Source organism: Brevundimonas sp., assembly GCF_024711105.1.
Classification (GTDB): Bacteria; Pseudomonadota; Alphaproteobacteria; order Caulobacterales; family Caulobacteraceae; genus Brevundimonas.
The window spans coordinates 1-19,115 of sequence record NZ_JANJTL010000096.1 but is presented as its reverse complement, the minus strand read 5'-3'; the positions used below and the strand labels follow the sequence as shown (position 1 = coordinate 19,115).

16 protein-coding genes and 1 pseudogene are annotated in these 19,115 nt (G+C 71.2%); 16 read left to right on the top strand and 1 reads right to left on the bottom strand.

From position 1 onward, the window contains the following. Positions 1 to 337, top strand: a pseudogene (locus Q0M60_RS07260) (phage tail tape measure protein); the annotation flags it as partial. Positions 338 to 339: 2 nt separating this feature from the next. Here the strand turns inward: Q0M60_RS07260 and Q0M60_RS07255 are convergent. Next, positions 340 to 807 carry a DUF805 domain-containing protein gene (locus Q0M60_RS07255; protein ID WP_296817799.1) on the bottom strand — a complete coding sequence of 156 codons (468 nt, stop codon included), beginning with the start codon at positions 805 to 807 and terminating at the stop codon, positions 340 to 342. Positions 808 to 902: 95 nt separating this feature from the next. Here Q0M60_RS07255 and Q0M60_RS07250 point away from each other — a divergent pair, with 95 nt between their 5' ends. The 15 genes from Q0M60_RS07250 to Q0M60_RS07180 form a co-directional block, all read left to right on the top strand. Further along, the gene (locus Q0M60_RS07250; RefSeq protein ID WP_296817797.1) at positions 903 to 1,523 is read left to right on the top strand and encodes a DUF2460 domain-containing protein; all 621 of its coding nucleotides are present in this window, start codon (positions 903 to 905) and stop codon (positions 1,521 to 1,523) included. A gap of 3 nt (positions 1,524 to 1,526) precedes the next feature. Further along, positions 1,527 to 2,180, top strand: a complete 654-nt coding sequence (locus Q0M60_RS07245) for a DUF2163 domain-containing protein (RefSeq protein WP_296817795.1) — start codon at positions 1,527 to 1,529, stop codon at positions 2,178 to 2,180. Further along, complete coding sequence (locus Q0M60_RS07240) at positions 2,177 to 2,635, top strand: NlpC/P60 family protein (RefSeq protein ID WP_296817793.1); 459 nt, start codon at positions 2,177 to 2,179, stop codon at positions 2,633 to 2,635. Before Q0M60_RS07245 ends, Q0M60_RS07240 begins: the two co-directional genes overlap by 4 nt. Next, positions 2,623 to 6,405: a glycoside hydrolase/phage tail family protein gene (locus Q0M60_RS07235; protein ID WP_296817791.1), complete on the top strand. Its 3,783-nt coding sequence runs from the start codon at positions 2,623 to 2,625 to the stop codon at positions 6,403 to 6,405. Before Q0M60_RS07240 ends, Q0M60_RS07235 begins: the two co-directional genes overlap by 13 nt. Before the next feature lie 60 nt (positions 6,406 to 6,465). Further along, positions 6,466 to 7,359 (top strand): J domain-containing protein, encoded by an 894-nt coding sequence (locus tag Q0M60_RS07230; RefSeq protein ID WP_296817789.1) that lies wholly within the window; start codon positions 6,466 to 6,468, stop codon positions 7,357 to 7,359. A 2-nt stretch (positions 7,360 to 7,361) separates the two neighbouring features. Next, a complete protein-coding gene (locus tag Q0M60_RS07225) occupies positions 7,362 to 7,766 on the top strand; it encodes a hypothetical protein (protein ID WP_296817787.1) in 405 nt (134 codons plus the stop codon). Position 7,767: 1 nt separating this feature from the next. Beyond that, positions 7,768 to 8,445, top strand: a complete 678-nt coding sequence (locus tag Q0M60_RS07220) for a response regulator transcription factor (RefSeq protein ID WP_296817785.1) — start codon at positions 7,768 to 7,770, stop codon at positions 8,443 to 8,445. After that, positions 8,442 to 9,845: a sensor histidine kinase gene (locus tag Q0M60_RS07215; RefSeq protein WP_296817784.1), complete on the top strand. Its 1,404-nt coding sequence runs from the start codon at positions 8,442 to 8,444 to the stop codon at positions 9,843 to 9,845. Before Q0M60_RS07220 ends, Q0M60_RS07215 begins: the two co-directional genes overlap by 4 nt. An 86-nt stretch (positions 9,846 to 9,931) precedes the next feature. Beyond that, positions 9,932 to 11,290, top strand: a complete 1,359-nt coding sequence (locus Q0M60_RS07210) for a hypothetical protein (protein WP_296817782.1) — start codon at positions 9,932 to 9,934, stop codon at positions 11,288 to 11,290. Positions 11,291 to 11,332: 42 nt separating this feature from the next. Next, complete coding sequence (gene ccmE / locus Q0M60_RS07205) at positions 11,333 to 11,797, top strand: cytochrome c maturation protein CcmE (protein ID WP_296817780.1); 465 nt, start codon at positions 11,333 to 11,335, stop codon at positions 11,795 to 11,797. 150 nt (positions 11,798 to 11,947) lie between these two features. Continuing rightward, positions 11,948 to 13,531: a trypsin-like peptidase domain-containing protein gene (locus Q0M60_RS07200; RefSeq protein ID WP_296817778.1), complete on the top strand. Its 1,584-nt coding sequence runs from the start codon at positions 11,948 to 11,950 to the stop codon at positions 13,529 to 13,531. Positions 13,532 to 13,555: 24 nt separating this feature from the next. Continuing rightward, a complete protein-coding gene (locus Q0M60_RS07195; protein WP_296817777.1) occupies positions 13,556 to 14,227 on the top strand; it encodes a response regulator transcription factor in 672 nt (223 codons plus the stop codon). A gap of 5 nt (positions 14,228 to 14,232) precedes the next feature. Continuing rightward, positions 14,233 to 15,636 carry a HAMP domain-containing sensor histidine kinase gene (locus Q0M60_RS07190; protein WP_296817775.1) on the top strand — a complete coding sequence of 468 codons (1,404 nt, stop codon included), beginning with the start codon at positions 14,233 to 14,235 and terminating at the stop codon, positions 15,634 to 15,636. After that, entirely contained in the window at positions 15,636 to 18,569 is a 2,934-nt protein-coding gene (locus Q0M60_RS07185) for a bifunctional [glutamine synthetase] adenylyltransferase/[glutamine synthetase]-adenylyl-L-tyrosine phosphorylase (protein ID WP_296817774.1), read from the top strand. The genes Q0M60_RS07190 and Q0M60_RS07185 overlap by 1 nt, the downstream gene beginning before the upstream one ends. Before the next feature lie 44 nt (positions 18,570 to 18,613). Continuing rightward, positions 18,614 to 19,115: EF-hand domain-containing protein (locus Q0M60_RS07180; protein WP_296817773.1), on the top strand; the 502-nt coding region annotated here is incomplete at its 3' end.

Sequence of the window (19,115 nt, the reverse complement as noted above, 5' to 3'; positions counted from 1 at the left end):
CCTGGCCGAACTGGCGCGCGCGGTGCTGGCCGCGGTGAATGCGCCGGGCGGCGGCAAGGGAGGCTCGCTCGGCGAAGTGCTGACGCAGGCGGTGGCCGGGATGTTCGGTGGCGGCCGGGCCGACGGCGGGCCGGTGTCGGGCGGCGGGGCCTATCTCGTGGGCGAACGCGGGCCGGAGCTGTTCCGGCCCGCGAGCGCAGGCGTGATCGAGCCCATCCAGGGCCGTGGGATCACCGTGAACGTCACCGTCCAGGGCGGGCCCGAGGCCCTGTTTCGGTCCGAAGCGCAAATCGCCCAGGCCCTAGCGAGGGCCGCGAGCCTGGGCGTACGCGGCTAGGCTTAGGCGCCGGTCAGCGGCGGAACGCGCGGCGAGCCGTACTGATTGGTGCCTTCGTCGCCCTTGGACAGGCCGACCCAGAGCAGGAAGGCCAGGCAGACAAGCAGGGCCACGACGTTGAGCAGCGCCATGCCGCCGAGACCGCCCATCATGGCGCTGGCCGCGCCGTAGTCGGTGGTCGAGCTCGCGGCTCCGAAGGCGGCGGCGCCCATCGTCATGATGCTTCCGATCGTGGCCACGATCATTGCGACGACCGGGACGATCACCAGCCACCCCGACTTTCCGAAGTCGTGCAGGCGCTTCGAGTACAGGCAGATCCACGGGTAGATCAGAAGGATGGCGGCGATCTGACCGATCACCGGCACGAAGTTCAGGATGATCCCCGCGACGAAGAGGATCAGGAAGCCAATCCAGAAGTCCTTCTTACCGATACGGCCGTTCGCGTCGAGAAACAGGGTTTTCCAGTCCATCGGAGTCTCCAGCACCCAAGGGCGGCCTCTCCGCCCCTCCCTGCGGGGAGATTGGACGAACAAATTTCAATCAACAAGGGAAAGGGTGAGGGCGGATGAGCGCCTTTCACGAGGTCGTGCTGCCGGCGCGGCTGGCGTTCGGCTCGACCGGAGGTGTCGAGCGGCGCACGGAGATCGTCACCCTGGCCTCGGGGTTCGAACGGCGGTCGACGCCCTGGGCGCATGGGCGCCGGCGGTATCTGATCGGCGCCGGCTTGCGGTCGCTGGAGGACATGGCGGCGCTGACGGCCTTCTTCGAGGCGCGGCGCGGGCGGCTGCATGGGTTCCGCTTCCGGGACTTCGCCGACTTCAGGAGCTGTGCGCCGGGCGCCCAACCGGCTGCGACAGACCAGCCGATCGGGACCGGCGACGGGACGACGACTGCGTTTCAGCTGGCCAAGTCCTATGGAGATTACGTGCGGCCGCTCCGCAAGCCGGTCGAGGGCTCGGTCGTCGTCGCGGTCGACGGGGTCGACCTCGGCGCACGCGACTTCGAGGTGGAGCCGGCGACGGGCGTGGTGACGCTGGCCGAGGCGCCTTCGGACGGGGCGGCGGTGACCGCGGGCTTCCTGTTCGACACGCCGGTGCGGTTCGACGCCGACCGGATCGAGGTGACGCTTGAGAGCTTCGAGGCCGGCCGACTGGCCGCCGTGCCGCTGATCGAGATCAGGATCTGAGACATGAGAGACGTGCCAGACGCGCTGGCCGCCCGCATCGAGAGCGGGGCGGCGACGATGTGCCATGCCTGGATCGTGGAGCTGACCGACGGCGCAAGGCTGGGCTTCACGGACCACGACCAGGATATGGAAGTGGAGGGCGTCCCGTGCCGCGCCGCCTGCGGCTGGACCGCAGGGGCGGCGCACCAGGAGGTGGGCGGCGAGCCGGGCCTGGCCTCGGCGTCGGCCGTGCTGGACGTCGACGGCCCCACGGAAGGCGACATCGCCGATGGGCGCTGGGACGGAGCGCGGGTCGAGCACTGGCGGGTCGATTGGGACGAGCCGTCGCTGAGGGTGCGGCTGGCGGTCGGGACGATCCGCAAGCTGGTGCGGCGCGGCGAGCAGGTCATCGCCGAGATGGAGGGACCGCTGGCGGCGCTGCACCGGGTGGTGGGGCGCAGCTTCAGCCGGCTGTGCGACGCGGAGCTCGGCGATGCGCGCTGTGGCGTGGACCTGGGCGAGTATCCGGGCGCGACCTGCGACAAGCGGTTCGAGACGTGCCGCGGGACCTTTGCGAACGCGGCGAGCTTCCGCGGCTTTCCGGACATGCCGGGCGACGACTTCCTCCTGGCGCGGCCCGCGACGGGCGGGCGCCACGACGGCGGGAGCCGGCGGTGAGGGCGGCGGAGGCGGCCCTGGCCGAGGCGCGACGGTGGCTCGGCACGCCCTATCAGCATCAGGCCAGCCGGAAGGGCGTCGGCTGTGACTGCCTCGGGCTGGTGCGCGGGGTGTGGCGGAGCCTGCACGGCGCCGAGCCGGAAACGACGCCGCCCTATCGCGCCGACTGGGCCGAGGTGGGCGGCGAGGAGCGGCTGCTCGAGGCCGCGCGGCGGTGGCTGGTCGAGAAGCCGGTGGCGGAGGCCGAGCCGGGCGACGTGCTGGTGTTCCGGATGAGCCCGCAGGCGGCGGCCAAGCACTGCGCCATCGTGAGCGCGGGCGGCGCGCCGGGGAAGATCATTCACGCCTACTGGGGCCGGGCGGTGGTGGAAAGCTGGATGGGCGAGTGGTGGCGGCGACGGCTCGTCGCGGCCTTCGCCTTCCCCGAGATCGAGGACATTGAATGGCGCAGGTGATCCTGGGCGGCGCGGGCCGCGCGATCGGCGGGCCGCTGGGCTCGGCCATCGGCAGCGCCATCGGGGCGCAGATCGACCGGCTGGCGATCGGCTCGCTGCAGCCGGAGCGCCAAGTGGGCCCGAGGCTCGGCGGGCTGCAGGTGCAGGGCGCGGCGGAAGGGGCGCCGATCCCGGCGGCCTTCGGGCGGGTCCGGGTTGTCGGTCAGGTCGTCTGGGCGGCGCGATTCCTGGAGCATCGACGGGAGCAGAGCGCCGGCAAGGGCGGTCCGCGCTCGGTCGACCACGGCTATTCGCTGAGCTTCGCGGTGGGGCTGTGCGAAGGGCCGATCGACGGGATCGGGCGCGTCTGGGCGGACGGCGAGCCGGTGGACCTGTCGGGCGTGGCGATGCGGGTGCATCGCGGGAGGGAAGACCAGGCGCCGGATACGCTGATCGAGGCGGTGGAAGGCGAGGCCCCGGCCTATCGCGGCCTGGCCTATGTGGTGTTCGAGGACCTGCCGCTGGACGCCTTCGGCGACCGGGCGCCGCAGCTGGCGTTCGAGGTATTTCGCCGGCCGCGAGGCGGAGAGCCTCGGCTTGAGGACAAGATGGAGGGCGTGTGCCTGATCCCGGGGTCGGGCGAGTTCGTCTATGCGACGGCGCCGGTGCTGAGGCGCGAGAGCCTGATCCGCACGGCGGCGGAGAATGTGAACAACCGCGACGGGCGGGCGGACGTGCTGGTGTCGCTGGACCAGCTGCAGGCGCAGCTGCCGAACCTGAAGCGGGTGACGGTAGTGGTCAGCTGGTTCGGGAGCGACCTCAGGGCCGGCGAGTGCCAGGTGCGGCCGGGCGTCGAGCGGGCGGCCAAGGATACGGCGCCCGAGACCTGGCGGGTGAACGGAGTCGAGCGCGGCGCGGCGCATGTCGTGTCGCAGAGCAGCGGCGGACCGGCCTATGGCGGGACGCCGTCGGACGCCTCGGTGCTGGCGTTGATCGCGGAGCTGAAGGCGCGCGGGCTGGAGGCGACGCTGCTGCCCTTCCTGCTGATGGACGTGCCGGCGGGGAATGGTCTGCCGGACCTGTATGGCGGGGCGGAGCAGGGCGCCTATCCGTGGCGGGGGCGGATCAGCTGTCATCCGGCGCCCGGCGAAGTCGGCTCGCCGGACGGGACGGCGGAGGCCGCGGCGCAGGTGGCGGCGTTCTTCGGGACGGCCGCGGCGGGCGACTTCGAGGTCGGCGGCGGCGCGGTGAGCTACGCCGGGCCGGACGAGTGGTCGTGGCGGCGCATGGTCCTGCACTATGCGCATCTGGCAGCGCTCGCGGGCGCCGACGGGCTGGTCATCGGCTCGGAGTTGCGCGGCCTGACGCGGGTGCGGGGCGAGGGCGGCTATCCGGCGGTCGAGGCACTGAGGGGCTTGGCGCGGGACTGCCGGGCGGTGCTGGGCGAGGGGCCCCTGCTGACCTATGCGGCCGACTGGAGCGAATGGTCGGGCCTTCAGCATGCGGATGACCCGGGTGGTTTCGTGTTCAACCTCGATCCGCTGTGGGCGGACGAGGCGATCAGTTGCGTGGGCGTGGACTGGTATCCGCCGCTGACCGACTGGCGGGACGGCCAGGATCATCTGGATGCGCTGGCCGGCTGGAGCGGGCCGGCCGATGCGGCCTACCTCGCCGAGCGCGTGCAAGGCGGCGAGGGCTGGGACTGGTTCTACACTGATGAGGCCGCGCGGGTGGCGCAGGCGCGGGCGCCGATCGAGGACCCGACCTGGGACGAGCCGTGGGTGTTCCGGCCCAAGAACGTGGCGGCGTGGTGGAGCCACGCGCACCACGACCGAGTGGGCGGCGTGCGCGCAGAGACGCCGACTGGCTGGACACCGGGGATGAAGCCGGTCCGGCTGGTTGAGTTCGGCTGCGGGGCGGTCGATCGGGGCGGGAATGCGCCGAACCTGTTTCTCGACCCGAAGAGCTCCGAGAGCGCCGCGCCGCCCTTCTCCGACGGGACACGGGACGACTTGGTGCAGCGCCGGGCGCTTGAGGCGGTGATCGACGGGCTGGGCGCGAGTCCTGCTGTCGAGGCCATGGACGCCTGGTGCTGGGACGCGCGACCGTTCCCGGACTTTCCCGGACGGACCGAGGTGTGGGCCGACGGGGCGAACTGGGAAACGGGTCACTGGCTGAACGGGCGGATGCTCGGCGAGGGGGCGGACCTGGCCGCGGCGCTGTGCGCGCGGGCGGGCGTAACGGCGGAGGACCTGGATCTCGGCGAGATCGGAGGGGCCGTCGACGGATTCTTCATGGACCGGCCGATGACGACGGCGCAGGCGCTTGCGCCGCTACTGCTGGCGCTCGGCGCCGAACTGACGGAGCGCGGTGGGCGCATAACGGCGGTCTCAAGCGTCGGGGCCGTGCTGGACCTGGCTGAGGACGATCTGGCCCTGCCGGACGCCGCGCCTTTGGTCGAACGGTCGCGGGTGCTGGAGCCGGCGCCGGGCTGCGCGCGGGCGCGCTTCATCGATGGCGGGACGGACTATCGGACCGGCTCGGTGGTGGCGCGCCGTGAGGGCGGCGAGACGGACGCGGTGCTCCAGCTCGACCTGCCCCTGGTGGCGACAGAGGCGGCGGCGGAAGCGGTGGCTGCGCGGGCCTTGGCGCTCGCGGACGGGCGGCGGGAGACAGCGACGGTGGCTCTGTCACCGCTGGCGGCGCTGCGGCTGGAGCCGGGCGATCTCCTGCGCCTGCCAGGCGAAGCCGATGCGCGGCGGGTCGAGCGCATCGACCTGGACGAGACGCCGACGGCGGCGCTGGGGCCTGTCCCGCCACCGTTGGAGGCAGGCGCGGGCTCGGGGCCGAGGCCTGGCGAACCCCATAGGCCGATCGGCGCGGCGTGGATGGCGGTGCTGGACCTGCCGGGCGGTGACTCGCCGCTGGTGGCGCTGGCGGCTGAGCCGTGGGTGCCCATGGAGATCCACGCCGGGCCGATGGCGGATGCGCTGACGGTCCGCGCTCGGGCGGACCAGCCGGGCACGGTCGGCGTGCTGGCCGAGCCGCTGGGGCCAGGACGGGCGCACCGGTGGGACGAGGGCCGGGGCCTGCTGGTGCGTCTGGAGGGACGAAGCCCCGAGAGCGCCGTCCGACTCGCCGTGCTGGGCGGCGCGAACCTGCTGGCGGTCGAGAGCACGGCGGGCGGCTGGGAAGTGCTGCAGTTCCGGACGAGCGAGCTAACGGAGCCGGGGGTGTGGCGCCTGAGCGGCCTGCTGCGCGGCCAGGGCGGGACGGAGGGGGAGGCCCGCGCGGGCGCCGCGGCCGGCTCCCGGGTCGTGGTTCTGGACGGCGCGGTCGTTCCTGCGGCGATGACCGAGGCGGAGCGCGGCCTTCCGCTGATCTGGCGCGCGGGACCCGCAGGGTCGCCGCCGGGCGGATCGGTCTCGTCTGAAGAGACCTTCATCTGGCGAGGCGTGGCGCGTCGGCCATGGTCGCCGGCGCACCTGCGAGCCATAGCGGGGACCGACGGGGCCGTCGAGTTGCACTGGACCCGGCGCACTCGGCAGGGCGGCGATGGCTGGGACCTGGAGCCGCCGCTTGGCGAAGAGAGGGAAGTCTATCGGGTCGAACTGCTCGCCGGAGCATCCGTCGTGGCGACGTATGAGGCTACGACACCGGCCTTCGCCTGGACGGCCGAGGCGCAGGCGGAGGCGTTCCCGGACGGGGTTCCGTCGGGCGTGACGGCCCGGGTGGCGCAAGGCTCGGCGACCTGGGGTTGGGGCGCGGCGGCGGAGCTGGCGCTCAGTTAGGGCCTTGCTTCGAGGCCGCGATGGACTAACTCACTCGCCTTTGCGGATACGAGCGGTGCTTTGGCGGGCGATCCCTACCAGGAACTGGGCATAGGCCGGACGGCGAGCCAGGCGGAGGTCAAGAAGGCCTTCCACAAGCTCGCCAAGGAGCTGCATCCCGACCGCAATCCCGGGGACAAGAAGGCCGAGGAGCGCTTCAAGCGGGTCAGCGCGGCCTTCGACCTGCTGGGCGACGCGGAGAAGCGCGCCAAGTTTGACCGGGGCGAGATCGACCCCGACGGCCGCGAGACCTTTCGGGGATTCGGCGGCCGGCAGGGCGGGGCTGGGCCGCAGGGCGGCTTCGGCGGCCGGTTCGAGGGTGCGGACCTCGACGACATCTTCGACATCTTCGGGGGCCTCGGCGGTGCGCGCCAGCGCGGCCCCGCCAAGGGCCAGGACGTTCGGGCGCGGCTGGAGATTTCGCTGGAGGAGGCGATCCAGGGCGGGACGCGGCGGATCGCCTCCTCTGACGGGCGCACGCTCGATGTCACCATTCCCAAGGGCGCCGGAGACGGCCAGATTCTCCGGCTGAAGGGCCAGGGCGCTCCGGGACGCAGCGGCGGGCCGGCGGGCGATGCCCTGATCGAGCTGGTGATCGCGCCGCACCCGATCTATCGGCGCGAAGGCGCGGACCTGCACATGGAAGTGCCGATCTCGGTCCCGGACGCGGTGCTGGGGGGTAAGGTGACAGCGCAGACCCCGGACGGGCCGGTGGCTCTGAACGTCGCCAAGGGATCGAACACCGGCAAGGTGCTGAGGCTGAAGGGCCGGGGGGCGTTCGACGCTCGAACGGGCAGGCGGGGCGACCTGTTCGCGCGTCTGTTGGTCAGCCTGCCGGGCACGGCGGATCCGGAACTCGAGCGATTCGCGGAGGAGTGGCGGGCGAAGCGTCCCTATTCCCCGTCGGGGCGTTGAGCGTGGCCGATGTCCTGAACGCGGGTAAACTGGCCGTTCAGTCACCGTTCAGGGCCGTGACCCTATCCCTCGATGCCATGAAGCGCCTCCTCATCCTCGCCGCCGCCCTGATCGCGACCGCCGCGCCGGCTGCGGCCGAAGCTGCGCAGCCGGTTGCCGGCTTCATTCAGGCCCAGTACCGGCAGCAGGATCGCAACCTCGGCGCGCGTGAAGACGACCGGCCCCGCTGGAGCCTGAGCGAGGTGGTTCGTCGCCTACGTGGCTCGCGCCAGGGTCAGATGGTCGACGCGCGCGAGAGCACCTACGGCGGGCGGCCGGTCTATGTGATCATCTGGGAGTATCCCGGTGGTCGCATCGCCAATATCTATGTGGACGCGCGTACTGGCGGCGTTATCGGAGAAGACTGACATGCGGGTTCTGCTGGTCGAGGACGATCCGGACCTGTCGCGTCAGCTGAAGAGCGCGCTCGCCGACGCCGGCTATGCCGTCGACCATGCGCCGGACGGCGAGGAGGCCCACTTCCTCGGCGACACGGAGCCTTATGACGCGGTGATCCTCGACCTCGGCCTGCCCAAGATCGATGGGGTTTCCGTGCTGGAACGCTGGCGGCGCGAGGGCCGCTCGACGCCGGTGCTGATCCTGACCGCGCGAGGCGCCTGGTCGGACAAGGTGGCGGGCTTCGACGCCGGCGCGGACGACTATCTGACCAAGCCTTTCCACACCGAGGAACTCCTGGCCCGGCTGCGCGCGCTGCTGCGCCGATCGGCGGGGCACGCGGCCGCGACGCTGCAATGCGGCGGCCTCAGGCTCGATCCGAGGGCGGCGCGGGCCAGCGTGAACGGAGAGCCGATCCGGCTGACGTCGCTGGAATACCGGCTGCTGCACTACATGATGATGCATCAAGGTCGGGTCATCAGCCGCACCGAACTGGTGGAGCACCTGTACGACCAGGACTTCGACCGCGACTCCAACACCATCGAGGTGTTCGTCGGGCGGGTGCGCAAGAAGATCGGCTCTGACCGCATCGAGACCGTGCGGGGGCTGGGCTATCGTCTGATCCCCCTGGAAGGCGAGAGCGACGCATGACGGATGCGCCGGCGGCCGCGCCGGCCATCAAGCCGAGAGGGTCCCTGACCCGCCGCCTGATCTGGCTCGCGGCGATCTGGAGCATCGTGGCCCTGATCCTGGCGGGAGGGCTTCTGACCACTGCCTTCCGCGACACCGCCGTGCGGCGCTTGGAGGGCGTGCTGGAGTTGTCGGACCGCGAAATCGTGGCCGTCACCCGCGTCGTGAACAGCCAGCTGATCACGCCGCAGATTCAGGACGCCCGGACCCTGAGGGCGCTGTCGGGCAAGTACTGGTCGGTGGTGGAGCCCACGGCCAACGACGGCTTCAGGGCGCTGACCCGGTCCGATTCTCTGTTCGACGCGACCCTGCCCGCGCCGGCGGGCGGCGCGGCGCCGATCCTGGCCCAGCCGGGCGAGCCGTACTTCTATGACGCCGAGGGACCGGACAATCAGCGCCTGAGGGTCATGGCCGTGGCGCGCACCCTGCCGGATCGCGAGGCGCCGGTGATCTTCCTTTCCGCGCTGGACCGCCGGCAAGTCGACCAGGACGCCGGCGCTTTCGCCCTGCTGACCTGGACAGCCCTGGCCCTCATGGGAGCGGGCCTGATCGCGGCGGTGTTCGTGCAGGTCCGGGTGGGCCTGAGGCCGCTCTACGACCTGGGCCAGGCCGTGGCCGACGTCCGCAAGGGCAGGGCGCAACGGCTGATGGGCGACTATCCGCGCGAGATCGCTCCACTCGCCGAGGAGTTGAACGCACTGCTGGATCACAACCAGGAGGTCGTCGAACGTCAGAGGACGCACGTCGGCAACCTGGCCCATGCGCTGAAGACGCCGCTGGCGGTCATGCTGGCCGAGGCCGGATCCGACGAAAGCCAGCTGGCCACGACTATCCGACGCCAGGCCGACCTGATGAAGGCGCAGGTGGACCACCACCTCCAGCGAGCGCGGGCGGCGGCGCGCGCCCAGGGATCGGGCCAGAGCACCCCCGTCGACGAGGTGTTGGACGAACTTGCAGTGCTGCTGGAGCGGGTCTTCCAGTCCAAGGACGTGGTCATCGACTGGCGGGCGGACGAGACCCTCGCCTTCCGAGGCGAGCGTCAGGACCTGCAGGAGATTCTCGGCAACCTGCTTGAGAACGCCTGCAAGTGGGCCAAGGCTCGGGTCCGCGTGGTCGCCACGCCGAGGCCCGGAGCACGCATGCTGATCACCGTCGAGGACGACGGCCCAGGCTTGCCGGCCGATCAGCGTGAGACCGTGCTCAAGCGCGGTGCGCGTCTGGATGAGGAGGCTCCCGGGTCGGGCCTCGGCCTGTCCATCGTGGATGAACTGGTGAAGTCCTACGGCGGCTCTCTGGTTCTCGGCCAGGGCGCGCTGGGAGGGCTGGAGGTTCGGCTCGAATTGCCGATGGTCGAAGCCTGAAATCTCCGTTTTTTGGACAAGGGCTCCTTAACCCTATCGGTTGATGCTGGGTGGGCGGCTGATGTCGGCCGCAAGCGGAAGCGTCCATGTCGGACCTGTCTGAAGCCAAGCGGGCCGCCATCGCCGCCTTGATCGAAGCGGCGCCGGACGCGATGTTGACGTCCATCGAGGCGGCGTTCCGGACGGCGAGCAGCGCGCCGGCCGTGGCGGTTCGCAATCTCGCCGTGGCAGCACAGGTCGAGCGGGCCGCCCGCGCCCTGGCGTTTGAGCCCATTCTTCCCCTCTTCAAGGCGCGCGCCGACGGCGTGAAGGCGCCGTGCTTCCCGGCCGCGACCTTGTCGGCCCTGTGGCGGGAGCTGGCGCAGCGCCGACCGGACGCCGTGGCGATCCTGGCGGCGCGCATCCGGTCGCAGGAACCTGACGCCCCGGGGGTCGTGGTCGATGGCCTGTGCGCGGAGGCCGCCGCGCTGCTGCGCGAAGGCGATGTCGCGGCGTGGCGCCTGGCCAGCGAGGCGGACGCCGAGTCCCTCGCCGCCTATTTCGAACTCACGCCGCTGGCGCGCGCCACCCTGCCGCGCCTGCACGAATGGCTGGGACGCATCGACCATGAGCGGGGCGTCAGTCTGCGGCTCGCCTTCAAGGACGCGGCCGGGGTTCGCGACGACGGGGCGGCCCGGCTGCTGGAGCTGATGCTCGGCCACCTTGACCATGCCGGCCAGGTGCTGAGGCTAGTCGCCGCGATCACCGACGGCGCACGCGAGAGTTTCATCCGCAACTCTGAACTCGCCGACTTCGGCGAGCGGCTGGTCGCCTTCGTCGAGGAGCGGGCGGGCGAAATCCGCCGGCTCGGCCCCCGCTCGACCGCAGCAGAGACCGAGGCCGCCATGGCGGGTCTGTCCGCAGCCGTGGAGATCCTCTCGGAGTTCGACATCAACGTCCCGCCGACCCCGGAGGGCGACTGGAGCCGCCGACTCGCCTCGGCCCGGTCCGCGATCGGGGGTCAGCTGGAGACGATCGTTCGCGGGGTCGAGAAGCTCGTGGACAAGGCTCTGCCGCTCGCCTCCACGCGCATAGCCGGGCGGATGTCCCGTCTCGCGCCCAATCTGGCGGCCGATCCGGAGTCAGCTGCGGTGCATGAGGCCCGGCGCGCCCTGACCATGCTGCATCGCCTGCGTGGCGCGGCCTCGGCCCTGGGCTGTGAGTCGCTGCGCGCGCAGGTCGCCGAATCCGTGGCCGTCCGCGTCGACAGCTACGCCGAGGAGGTTCTCCAGCTCCTTCACGGGGGCGACGCGGAGGACCCGAAACGCGCGCTGGCGCTCCTCGAAGTCGCCGCCGAGTTCCTGGGCCTTTCGCGAGATGAGTCCGCGGCCGCGCTGGTCCGCCGGCGCGCCGCGGTCGCCCTGGCCGCCGACGCCGGACCGGACGGCGACAGCCAGGCCGCCTGAGCCTTCAATTCGCCCCGACCGCGCGCTAGAGGCAGAGCCCACATGCGCGCCTTCAAATCCCCCCGCGCCCGCCGGCGCATGCTGGTCCTGGCAGTCGTCACGCCGGTGCTGGCCCTGGCAGTGGGCCTGACCCTTTGGGCCATGCGCGAGCAGGTGACCTTCTTCTATTCCCCCGCCGAAGCGGCGGAGGCGCGCGTCGAACCCGGCGTCATGGTCCGGCTGGGCGGGCTGGTGGAGGAGGGTTCAGTCCAGCAGGCCGACGGCGTCGTCCGTTTTTCCGTGACGGACGGCGAGGCCGCGACCCCGGTCCGTTACGAGGGCGACCTGCCCGACCTGTTCCGCGAGGGGCAGGGCGTGGTGGTCCAGGGCGCCTTCCTGACGGACGGGTCCTTCGAGGCCAGTGAAGTCCTGGCCAAGCACGATGAGACCTACATGCCGCGCGAAGTGGCCGAGTCGCTCAAGCGCCGGGGCCGCTGGCGCGAGGGCGAGGTTGCCTCGAATTCATGATGCGCGGCCGGCGAGGGGCGCCCTTCGCCAAGGATTTGCTGCATTGTCGCGCAGAGTGACGTGGCCTTGGGCTTGCAACGCCCAAGACCTATATCGCTTTGAGACAGCTGCCGCGTAGCGGCGGCCATGCAAGGGACGACGCCCACGATCATGCTGAAGCGCAAGGAGTTCATCGCAGGCGCCGCAGTCGGCCTGGTGCTGGCGGCCGCGGCCACGGCTGGAGGCGTCATCGACTGGCCGGACGCGCGGGCCCAATCCGTGGGGCCGGCGGATGCGTTGCTGGTGCGCACTCAGGGCCAGCCCGTGTTCGCCCCGCCGCCCGGCGCGCCGATGTCCTTCGCCGACATCGTGGACGCTGTCTCGCCGGCGGTGGTTTCGATCGATGTGCGCCAGCGGGTCGACGCCGGCGCGCTGCGTCAGATCCCGGGCTTCGAGAACTTCCCCTTCGACATTCTGCCGGAACAGCCTGAAGGCGAGCAGGGCCAGGATCAGGACGTCCCCGAGCAGTTCGGATCGGGATCGGGCTTTTTCATCTCGGCGGACGGCTACATCGTCACCAACAACCACGTCGTCGAGAACGCCGAAGAGATCACCGTCCGGCTGAACGATGACCGTGAGCTGACGGCCACCCTGGTCGGGACCGATCCGGAGACCGACCTGGCCGTGCTGCGCGTCGAGGGGAATAACTTCCCGTATGTGCGCTTCGAGACCGAGGCCCGTCCGCGTGTTGGCGACTGGGTGCTGGCCATCGGGAATCCGTTGGGTCTCGGCGGCACGGTCACGGCCGGCGTGGTGTCAGCCTACGGTCGCCAGAACGTCGACCCGCGCACGGCCTATGTCGACTACATGCAGATCGACGCGCCCATCAATCGGGGCAACTCCGGCGGGCCGACCTTTGACATCCACGGTCGGGTCATCGGGGTGAACTCCGCAATCCTGTCGCCGAACGGCTATTCGGTCGGCATCGGCTTCGCCATTCCGGCGGACACGGCGGACCGCATCACCCGCCAGCTGATCTCGCAGGGTAACGTCCAGCGCGGCTATGTCGGGATCACGGTCGGGTCGGTGACCGACGACATCCGTGAAGCCCTGGCTCTGCCTGACAGTCTCGAGGGCGCCTACGTCAGCGGTGTGAACCCCGACGGTCCCGGCGAACGCGGCGGCCTGCAGGAAGGCGACATCGTGGTCGCGGTGAACGGCGAGGCGGTGGCCGACAATACCGAGCTGACCCGCCGCGTCGCGGCTGTGGCGGTCGGCGAGACGGTGGCCTTCGACGTGCTGCGCAACGGCGACCGCCGCACGGTCAACGTGCGCGCGGTGGCGCGTCCTTCGGCGCGTGAACTGGCCGCGCTGAACGCCGAGCCGGAGCGCGTGACCCTTCCTGAAGGCGCAAGCGTGCCGGAGGGCGAAGCCGCCATCGGCCTGACCCTGGCGCCGGTGACGGGCCAGGTGCGCGAGCTCTACGGCCTGGGCGATCGCGTCTCCGGTCTGGTCATCACCGAGGTCCAGCCCCGCAGCCGCTTTGCGCGGCTGGGCGTGCTGCCCGGCGACGTGCTGACGCGTGCCGACAACCGGCCGCTGCGAAGCGTCCAGGATCTGCGCGGCACGGTCCAGCGGCTGCGCGCGGCCGGCCGGCCCAGCATCCTGCTGTCACTGAATCGCGGCGGGCAAAGCATCCCGGTGGCCATTGATCTTGATGAACTTCCCGTGGCCGACTCGGCGGCGGGCGGCTAGGCTGCGGCCAGGAGAGGGCCGGCCATGCGCATACTGATCGTCGAGGATGACCAGGAGGCTTCGGCCGCCATGTGTCGGGGCCTGACCGAGGCCGGCCACTCGTGCATCACCGCGCCCGACGGCGCCTATGGCCTCGAGGAAGCCAACAAGGGCGACTTCGACGTCTATGTCGTCGACCGCATGATGCCCCGTCTGGACGGCGTCGGCATGGTCGAGACCCTGCGTCGACAGGGCGACCAGACGCCGGTGCTGTTCCTGTCGGCCCTGGGCGAGGTCGAGGACCGGGTCACGGGCCTGCAGGCCGGCGCTGACGACTATCTGGTCAAGCCCTATGCGTTTGCCGAGCTGATCGCCCGGGTCGAGGCGCTCGCCCGACGGCGTGAGACGGGCTCGGTCCAGACGGTGCTCAAGGTCGGCGACCTGGAGATGAACCTCATCAGCCGCGAGGTCACCCGCGAGGGCAAGGAGATCGACCTGCAGCCGCGCGAGTTCCAGTTGCTGGAGTTTCTCATGCGCCACGCGGGCCAGTCGGTGACGCGCACCATGCTGCTGGAGAAGGTCTGGGAGTACCATTTTGATCCCCAGACCAACGTCATCGACGTCCACATCAGCCGGCTGAGATCCAAGATCGACAAGGGCTTCGACAAGCCCATGCTGCAGACCGTGCGCGGGGCGGGATACCGCCTCGAGGCCTGACGCCGGTGAAGCTGCCGTCGCTCTTCCGGCGGACGCCATTTCGCCTCACGCTGCTGTTCCTGGCGCTGTTCGCGACCGCGGCAAGTGCGCTGCTGCTCTACATCTATGTGGCCTCCAAGGCCGAGGCCGAGACGCGGGCCGAGACCGACATACGGCGCGAGGTCGGCGTCCTGACGGCCATCTATCGGGCCCGCGGCGTCGACGCTCTCAACGCCGAGCTGATCGACCGGGCGTCCAAGGGTGGGCCCTATCTCTTCCTGCTCATGGACAGCGAGGGCCGTCCCCAGACGGGCAATGTGAACGAAAGCCCGATGAGCGAATACTCCGGCAGCGGCGAGCAGTGGGAGACGTTTCGGCTTTCCGACGCCGACCCTGAGGGACGGGTCACGCGCCGGGCCGCCATGGGCGTTCAGCTGCGCCTGCCGGGCGGCGAGCTGCTCTTCGTGGGCGAGGACATCGGCGACACCGAGGCCTATCTGAACCGCCTGACCCAGGCCCTGTGGGGCGCGGCGGCGCTGGTGTTTCTGCTTGGGCTCGGCGGAGGCCTGTTCCTCAGCCGCGGCGTTGAGCGAAGCATGGCCGGCCTGAACCGCGTGGTCGCCGCCGTCCAGGCCGGCGACCTCAAGCAGCGCGTGCCCCTGCGCAACTCCGGCGATGAGCTTGATGAACTGGGAGCCAACCTCAACGGCATGCTCGACCGGCTCGAGCAGTCGATGGCGTCGATCCGCCACGCCGGGGACGCCATCGCCCACGACCTGCGCTCGCCCCTGACCCGGATGCGGGCCAAGCTCGAGGTCGCGATCATCGACGTCGAGGCCGGACGGGCCGACGCCGGAGAGGCCTTGGGCAACGCCCTGACCGAGGCCGACGAGCTGCTGAAGACCTTCAACACCGTGCTCGCGATCGCCCGGCTCCAGGCCGCGGGCGAGACGCCCGACCCGGCCGTGTTCGACGCCGCGGACCTGGCTTCCGACATGGCCGAGCTCTACGAACCCGCGGCGGAGGACAAGGGCCTCGACTTCTCCGCCGAAATCGAGCGCGGCCTGCCCGTGAACGCCAATCGCGCCTTCCTGGCCCAGGCGCTCGCCAACCTCATCGACAATGCGATCAAATACACCCCCACCGGCGGGGCTGTGATGCTGCGCGCCCGGCGCCGCTCGAACGGCGAGGTGGAGTTCTCGGTCACCGACACCGGGCCGGGCGTGCCCGACGAGCATCGCGAGCGCGTGGTGCAGCGCTTCGTTCGGCTAGAGAACAGCCGCACCGAGCCGGGTTCGGGTCTCGGTCTGTCGCTGGTCGCCGCGGTCGCCGAGGCGCACGACGGCCGACTCCAGCTGGACGAGGGCCCCGGCGCCGTCGACGGCTTCGGCCCCGGTCTGCGCGTCGCCTTTATCCTGCCGCCCGCCTGATGGCTGGCGGTCCGCTCGCCGGGCGGCTCAGGCCCTGCGGACCTGTGGCGAGCGGCGGCGTGCCGCCGCTGACCCTGGAGCGGTTGATGGAGGCGTCCGGCGAGGGCGGCTGGCGTGCGACGCTCGACCAGGCGCTTCCCGCGCTGGAGCCTGTGTTCGCCGCCTCCCCCTATCTCGGCGGTCTGGCGCGCCGCTGGCCCGAGATCCTGCGGTCCATCCTCGAAGCTGATCCTGAGGACCGGCTCGCGGACATCCTCGAGCGGACCCACGCGCTCGATGGTGAGCCGGACGAGCTGCGCACGCCGCTGCGACTGCTGAAGGCGGAGCTGCACCTGCTGGCCGCCCTCAGCGACCTCGGGGGCGTGTGGTCGCTCGACCGGGTGACCGGGGCGCTCAGCGACTTCGCGGACGCGACCGTCACGACCGCCTTTCGCTCCGTGGCGCGCGCAGCCGTCGGGCGGGGCCGGCTGCCCGGTGTCGGAGACGGGGAGGAAGGCCCGATCCCCGGCCTCTTCTGCCTGGCCATGGGCAAGCACGGCGCGGGCGAGCTGAACTACTCCAGCGACATCGACGTCACCTTCTTCCACGATCCGGAGGCGCTGGCCGCCGTCCTGACCGGCGCGGAGGCGCAAGGGTTCGCCGATCGCGCGGCCGGCGCCCTGGCGCGGCTGCTGTCGGAGCGAACGGCCGAGGGCTACGTCTTTCGGGTCGATCTGCGGTTGCGTCCCGATCCGGCCTCGACGCCGCCGGTGGTCTCGGCTCCGGCGGCGCTGAACTACTACGAGACCGTCGGGCAGAACTGGGAGCGCGCCGCCTTCCTCAAGGCCCGGCCCCTGGCCGGCGACCTGCCGCGCGCGCGAGAGTTCCTGGAGGCGCTGACGCCCTTCGTCTGGCGGCGGAACCTGGACTTCGCCGCCATCGCCGACGTGCATTCGATCAAGCGTCAGATTCACGTCCACAAGGCCGACGAGCGGCTGGAGGCGGCGGGCGCAGACCTGAAACTGGGACGCGGCGGCATCCGCGAGATCGAATTCTACGTCCAGACCCAGCAGCTCATCCTGGGCGGCCGCGATCCGTCCCTGCGCTCCTCACGTACGCTCGAAGCGCTGGCCGCTCTGGCCCGCGCCGGCCACGTCAAGCCGGACACAGCTGACTTCTTGACCACCGCCTATGAGCGGCTGCGCGCGCTGGAACACCGCGTCCAGATGCTCGACGACGAACAGACCCACACCCTGCCCGAACAGGCCCAGCGCCGCGCCGCCGTCGCGGCCCTGGCGGGGGAGGGCGACCTGGCGCGTTTCGACCAAGGCGTGTCGGGCCTGCTGAAGGGCGTGAACAGTCACTATGGCGCGTTGTTCGCCGACGACGAGGCCCTGTCGTCGGAGTTCGGCAGCCTGGTCTTCACGGGCGTGGACAACGATCCTGAGACGCTGCGGACGCTCGGGAGGATGGGCTTTTCCGATCCGGACCAGGTCGCCTCCACGGTGCGGGCCTGGCACCACGGTCGCATCCCGGCCACGCGCTCGGCGAGGGGGCGTGAGGTCTTCACCCGGCTCGGCCCGCGCCTGCTCGAGGCCTGTGCGGCCACCGGCGCGCCCGACGCCGCCTTCCGGCGTTTCGCCCACTTCTTCGAGCGGCTGCGGGCGGGGGTTCAGGTGCAGTCGCTGTTCCTCGCCCAGCCGAACCTGTTCCGCCTGATCGTCGAGACCCTGGCCTATTCCCCGCGCCTGGCCGAGGCGCTCGCCCGGCAGTCGGCCGCGCTGGACGCCATCATGGACGCGCGCTTCTTCCGCCCGCTCGATCAGGACAGCGGCGTGGTCGGGGAGATCGAGCGCGAGGCGGCCGCGGCCGAGGATTTCGAGGGCGCCATGAACGCGGTGCGGCGCATTCACCGCGAGCAGATGTTCCGCATCGGGCTGCAGGTGCTGAGCGACGCCGCCTCGACCGATGCGGCCGGCGAGGGCTACGCGACCCTGGCCCATGCCTGCCTGCGGGCGCTGGCCGGCGCATCGATGCGCGAAGTCGAGCGGTTGGCCGGCGCGTTCCCGGGACGGGTCGCGGTGCTAGCGCTCGGTAAGGCCGGATCTCGGGAGATGACGGCCTCCTCGGATCTGGACCTGATGGCGGTCTATGAGGCCGGGCCTGAGGCGGTGGCGGCCCGCCGTGACTGGACCGCCGACGTCTGGTACGGCCGCTTCACCCAGCGGCTGGTGGCTGCGCTGTCGGCGCGCACAGGCGAGGGCGGTCTCTATGACGTGGACATGCGGCTGCGGCCGTCGGGAACGGCCGGGCCCGTGGCGGTCAGCCTGGCGGGCTTCGCCGACTATTACGCCCGCGAGGCCCAGACCTGGGAGTTCATGGCCCTGACCCGCGCCCAGGTCGCCTGGAGCTCGGACGCGGATTTCGGCGCCCAAGTCACCGCAGCGGTGGACGCCATCCTGCGAAACCCGCGCGATCCCGATGACACCCGCGTCGAAATCTCGGCCATGCGCGAGCTGATGGTCCGCGAACAGCCGCCTCGGGGGTTCTGGGACATGAAGCGATCACGCGGAGGCCAGATCGATTGCGAGTTCGCCGCCCAGGCCCTGCAGCTGATCCATGCGCCCGACGGCGCGCCCCTGCGGCCCGGAACGACGGCCGCCCTGAGGGCCCAGGCCAAGGCTGGCTTTCTCGATCCGGTGCTCGCCGACGACCTGATCGAGGCTTGGAGCCTGCAGCAGGGCCTAAGCCAGTTGCTGGCTATCTCACTGGACGCGCGCGCCGACCCGGAGGCCGAGCCTTCAGGCTTTCAGCGGCGTCTCGCCCGGGCTGGCGGCGAAGCGGACTTCGCGGCGCTGGCCGCCCGGCTGGTATCTGTCCGCGCCCGTGCGATGACGGCCTACGAGCGGGTTCTGGAGCCGCTCGCGACGGATTCCGGATCGCCGCCCGTTTAATCCCTGGAACGACGCGTCATCGCGTCCCAACCGGAGCAGAAGCCATGAAGACCCTTCTCATCGGCGGCGTGGCCGCCCTCGCCATGACCGGCGCCGCCTGGGCCCAGCAGTCGCCCGGCGCCCGAATGGGGGACACCGACGGCGACGGCCGCATCAGCCGCGCCGAGTTCCTCGCCGCCCAGGCGCAGCGGTTCGAACGTGGGGATCAGAACCGCGACGGGACCGTCACCGGTGAAGAGGTCCGGGCCGCCATGGCTGGCCGCCGGGGCGAGATGCGAGGCCGGATGTTCGAGCGGATTGACGCCGACGGCGACGGCGCCATCTCGCGCGCCGAGTTCGACGCCATGGCCGGCGCCCGCGAGGGGCGGCGCGGTGGTTGGGGCAGGGACCGAGGCCACCTCCGTGGCCCTGGCGGGGCGCTGGTCGAACTGGGCGCAGACGGCGTGACCCGCGCGGAGGCGGAGGCCCGCGCCACGGCCGTCTTCGAGCGGATGGACGCCAACGATGACGGCTTCCTGTCCCGCGAGGACCGGCAGGCTCGCTATG

What these genes read in the sequence shown, in the direction of transcription:
- Q0M60_RS07235 (WP_296817791.1), top strand. Translation starts at nt 2,623, where the DNA reads ATGGCGCAGGTGATCCTGGGCGGCGCGGGCCGCGCGATCGGCGGGCCG.
- Q0M60_RS07195 (WP_296817777.1), top strand. Translation starts at nt 13,556, where the DNA reads ATGCGCATACTGATCGTCGAGGATGACCAGGAGGCTTCGGCCGCCATG.
- Q0M60_RS07210 (WP_296817782.1), top strand. Translation starts at nt 9,932, where the DNA reads ATGTCGGACCTGTCTGAAGCCAAGCGGGCCGCCATCGCCGCCTTGATC.
- Q0M60_RS07200 (WP_296817778.1), top strand. Translation starts at nt 11,948, where the DNA reads ATGCTGAAGCGCAAGGAGTTCATCGCAGGCGCCGCAGTCGGCCTGGTG.
- ccmE (WP_296817780.1), top strand. Translation starts at nt 11,333, where the DNA reads ATGCGCGCCTTCAAATCCCCCCGCGCCCGCCGGCGCATGCTGGTCCTG.
- Q0M60_RS07215 (WP_296817784.1), top strand. Translation starts at nt 8,442, where the DNA reads ATGACGGATGCGCCGGCGGCCGCGCCGGCCATCAAGCCGAGAGGGTCC.
- Q0M60_RS07255 (WP_296817799.1), bottom strand. Translation starts at nt 807, where the DNA reads ATGGACTGGAAAACCCTGTTTCTCGACGCGAACGGCCGTATCGGTAAG.
- Q0M60_RS07250 (WP_296817797.1), top strand. Translation starts at nt 903, where the DNA reads ATGAGCGCCTTTCACGAGGTCGTGCTGCCGGCGCGGCTGGCGTTCGGC.
- Q0M60_RS07185 (WP_296817774.1), top strand. Translation starts at nt 15,636, where the DNA reads ATGGCTGGCGGTCCGCTCGCCGGGCGGCTCAGGCCCTGCGGACCTGTG.
- Q0M60_RS07220 (WP_296817785.1), top strand. Translation starts at nt 7,768, where the DNA reads ATGCGGGTTCTGCTGGTCGAGGACGATCCGGACCTGTCGCGTCAGCTG.
- Q0M60_RS07245 (WP_296817795.1), top strand. Translation starts at nt 1,527, where the DNA reads ATGAGAGACGTGCCAGACGCGCTGGCCGCCCGCATCGAGAGCGGGGCG.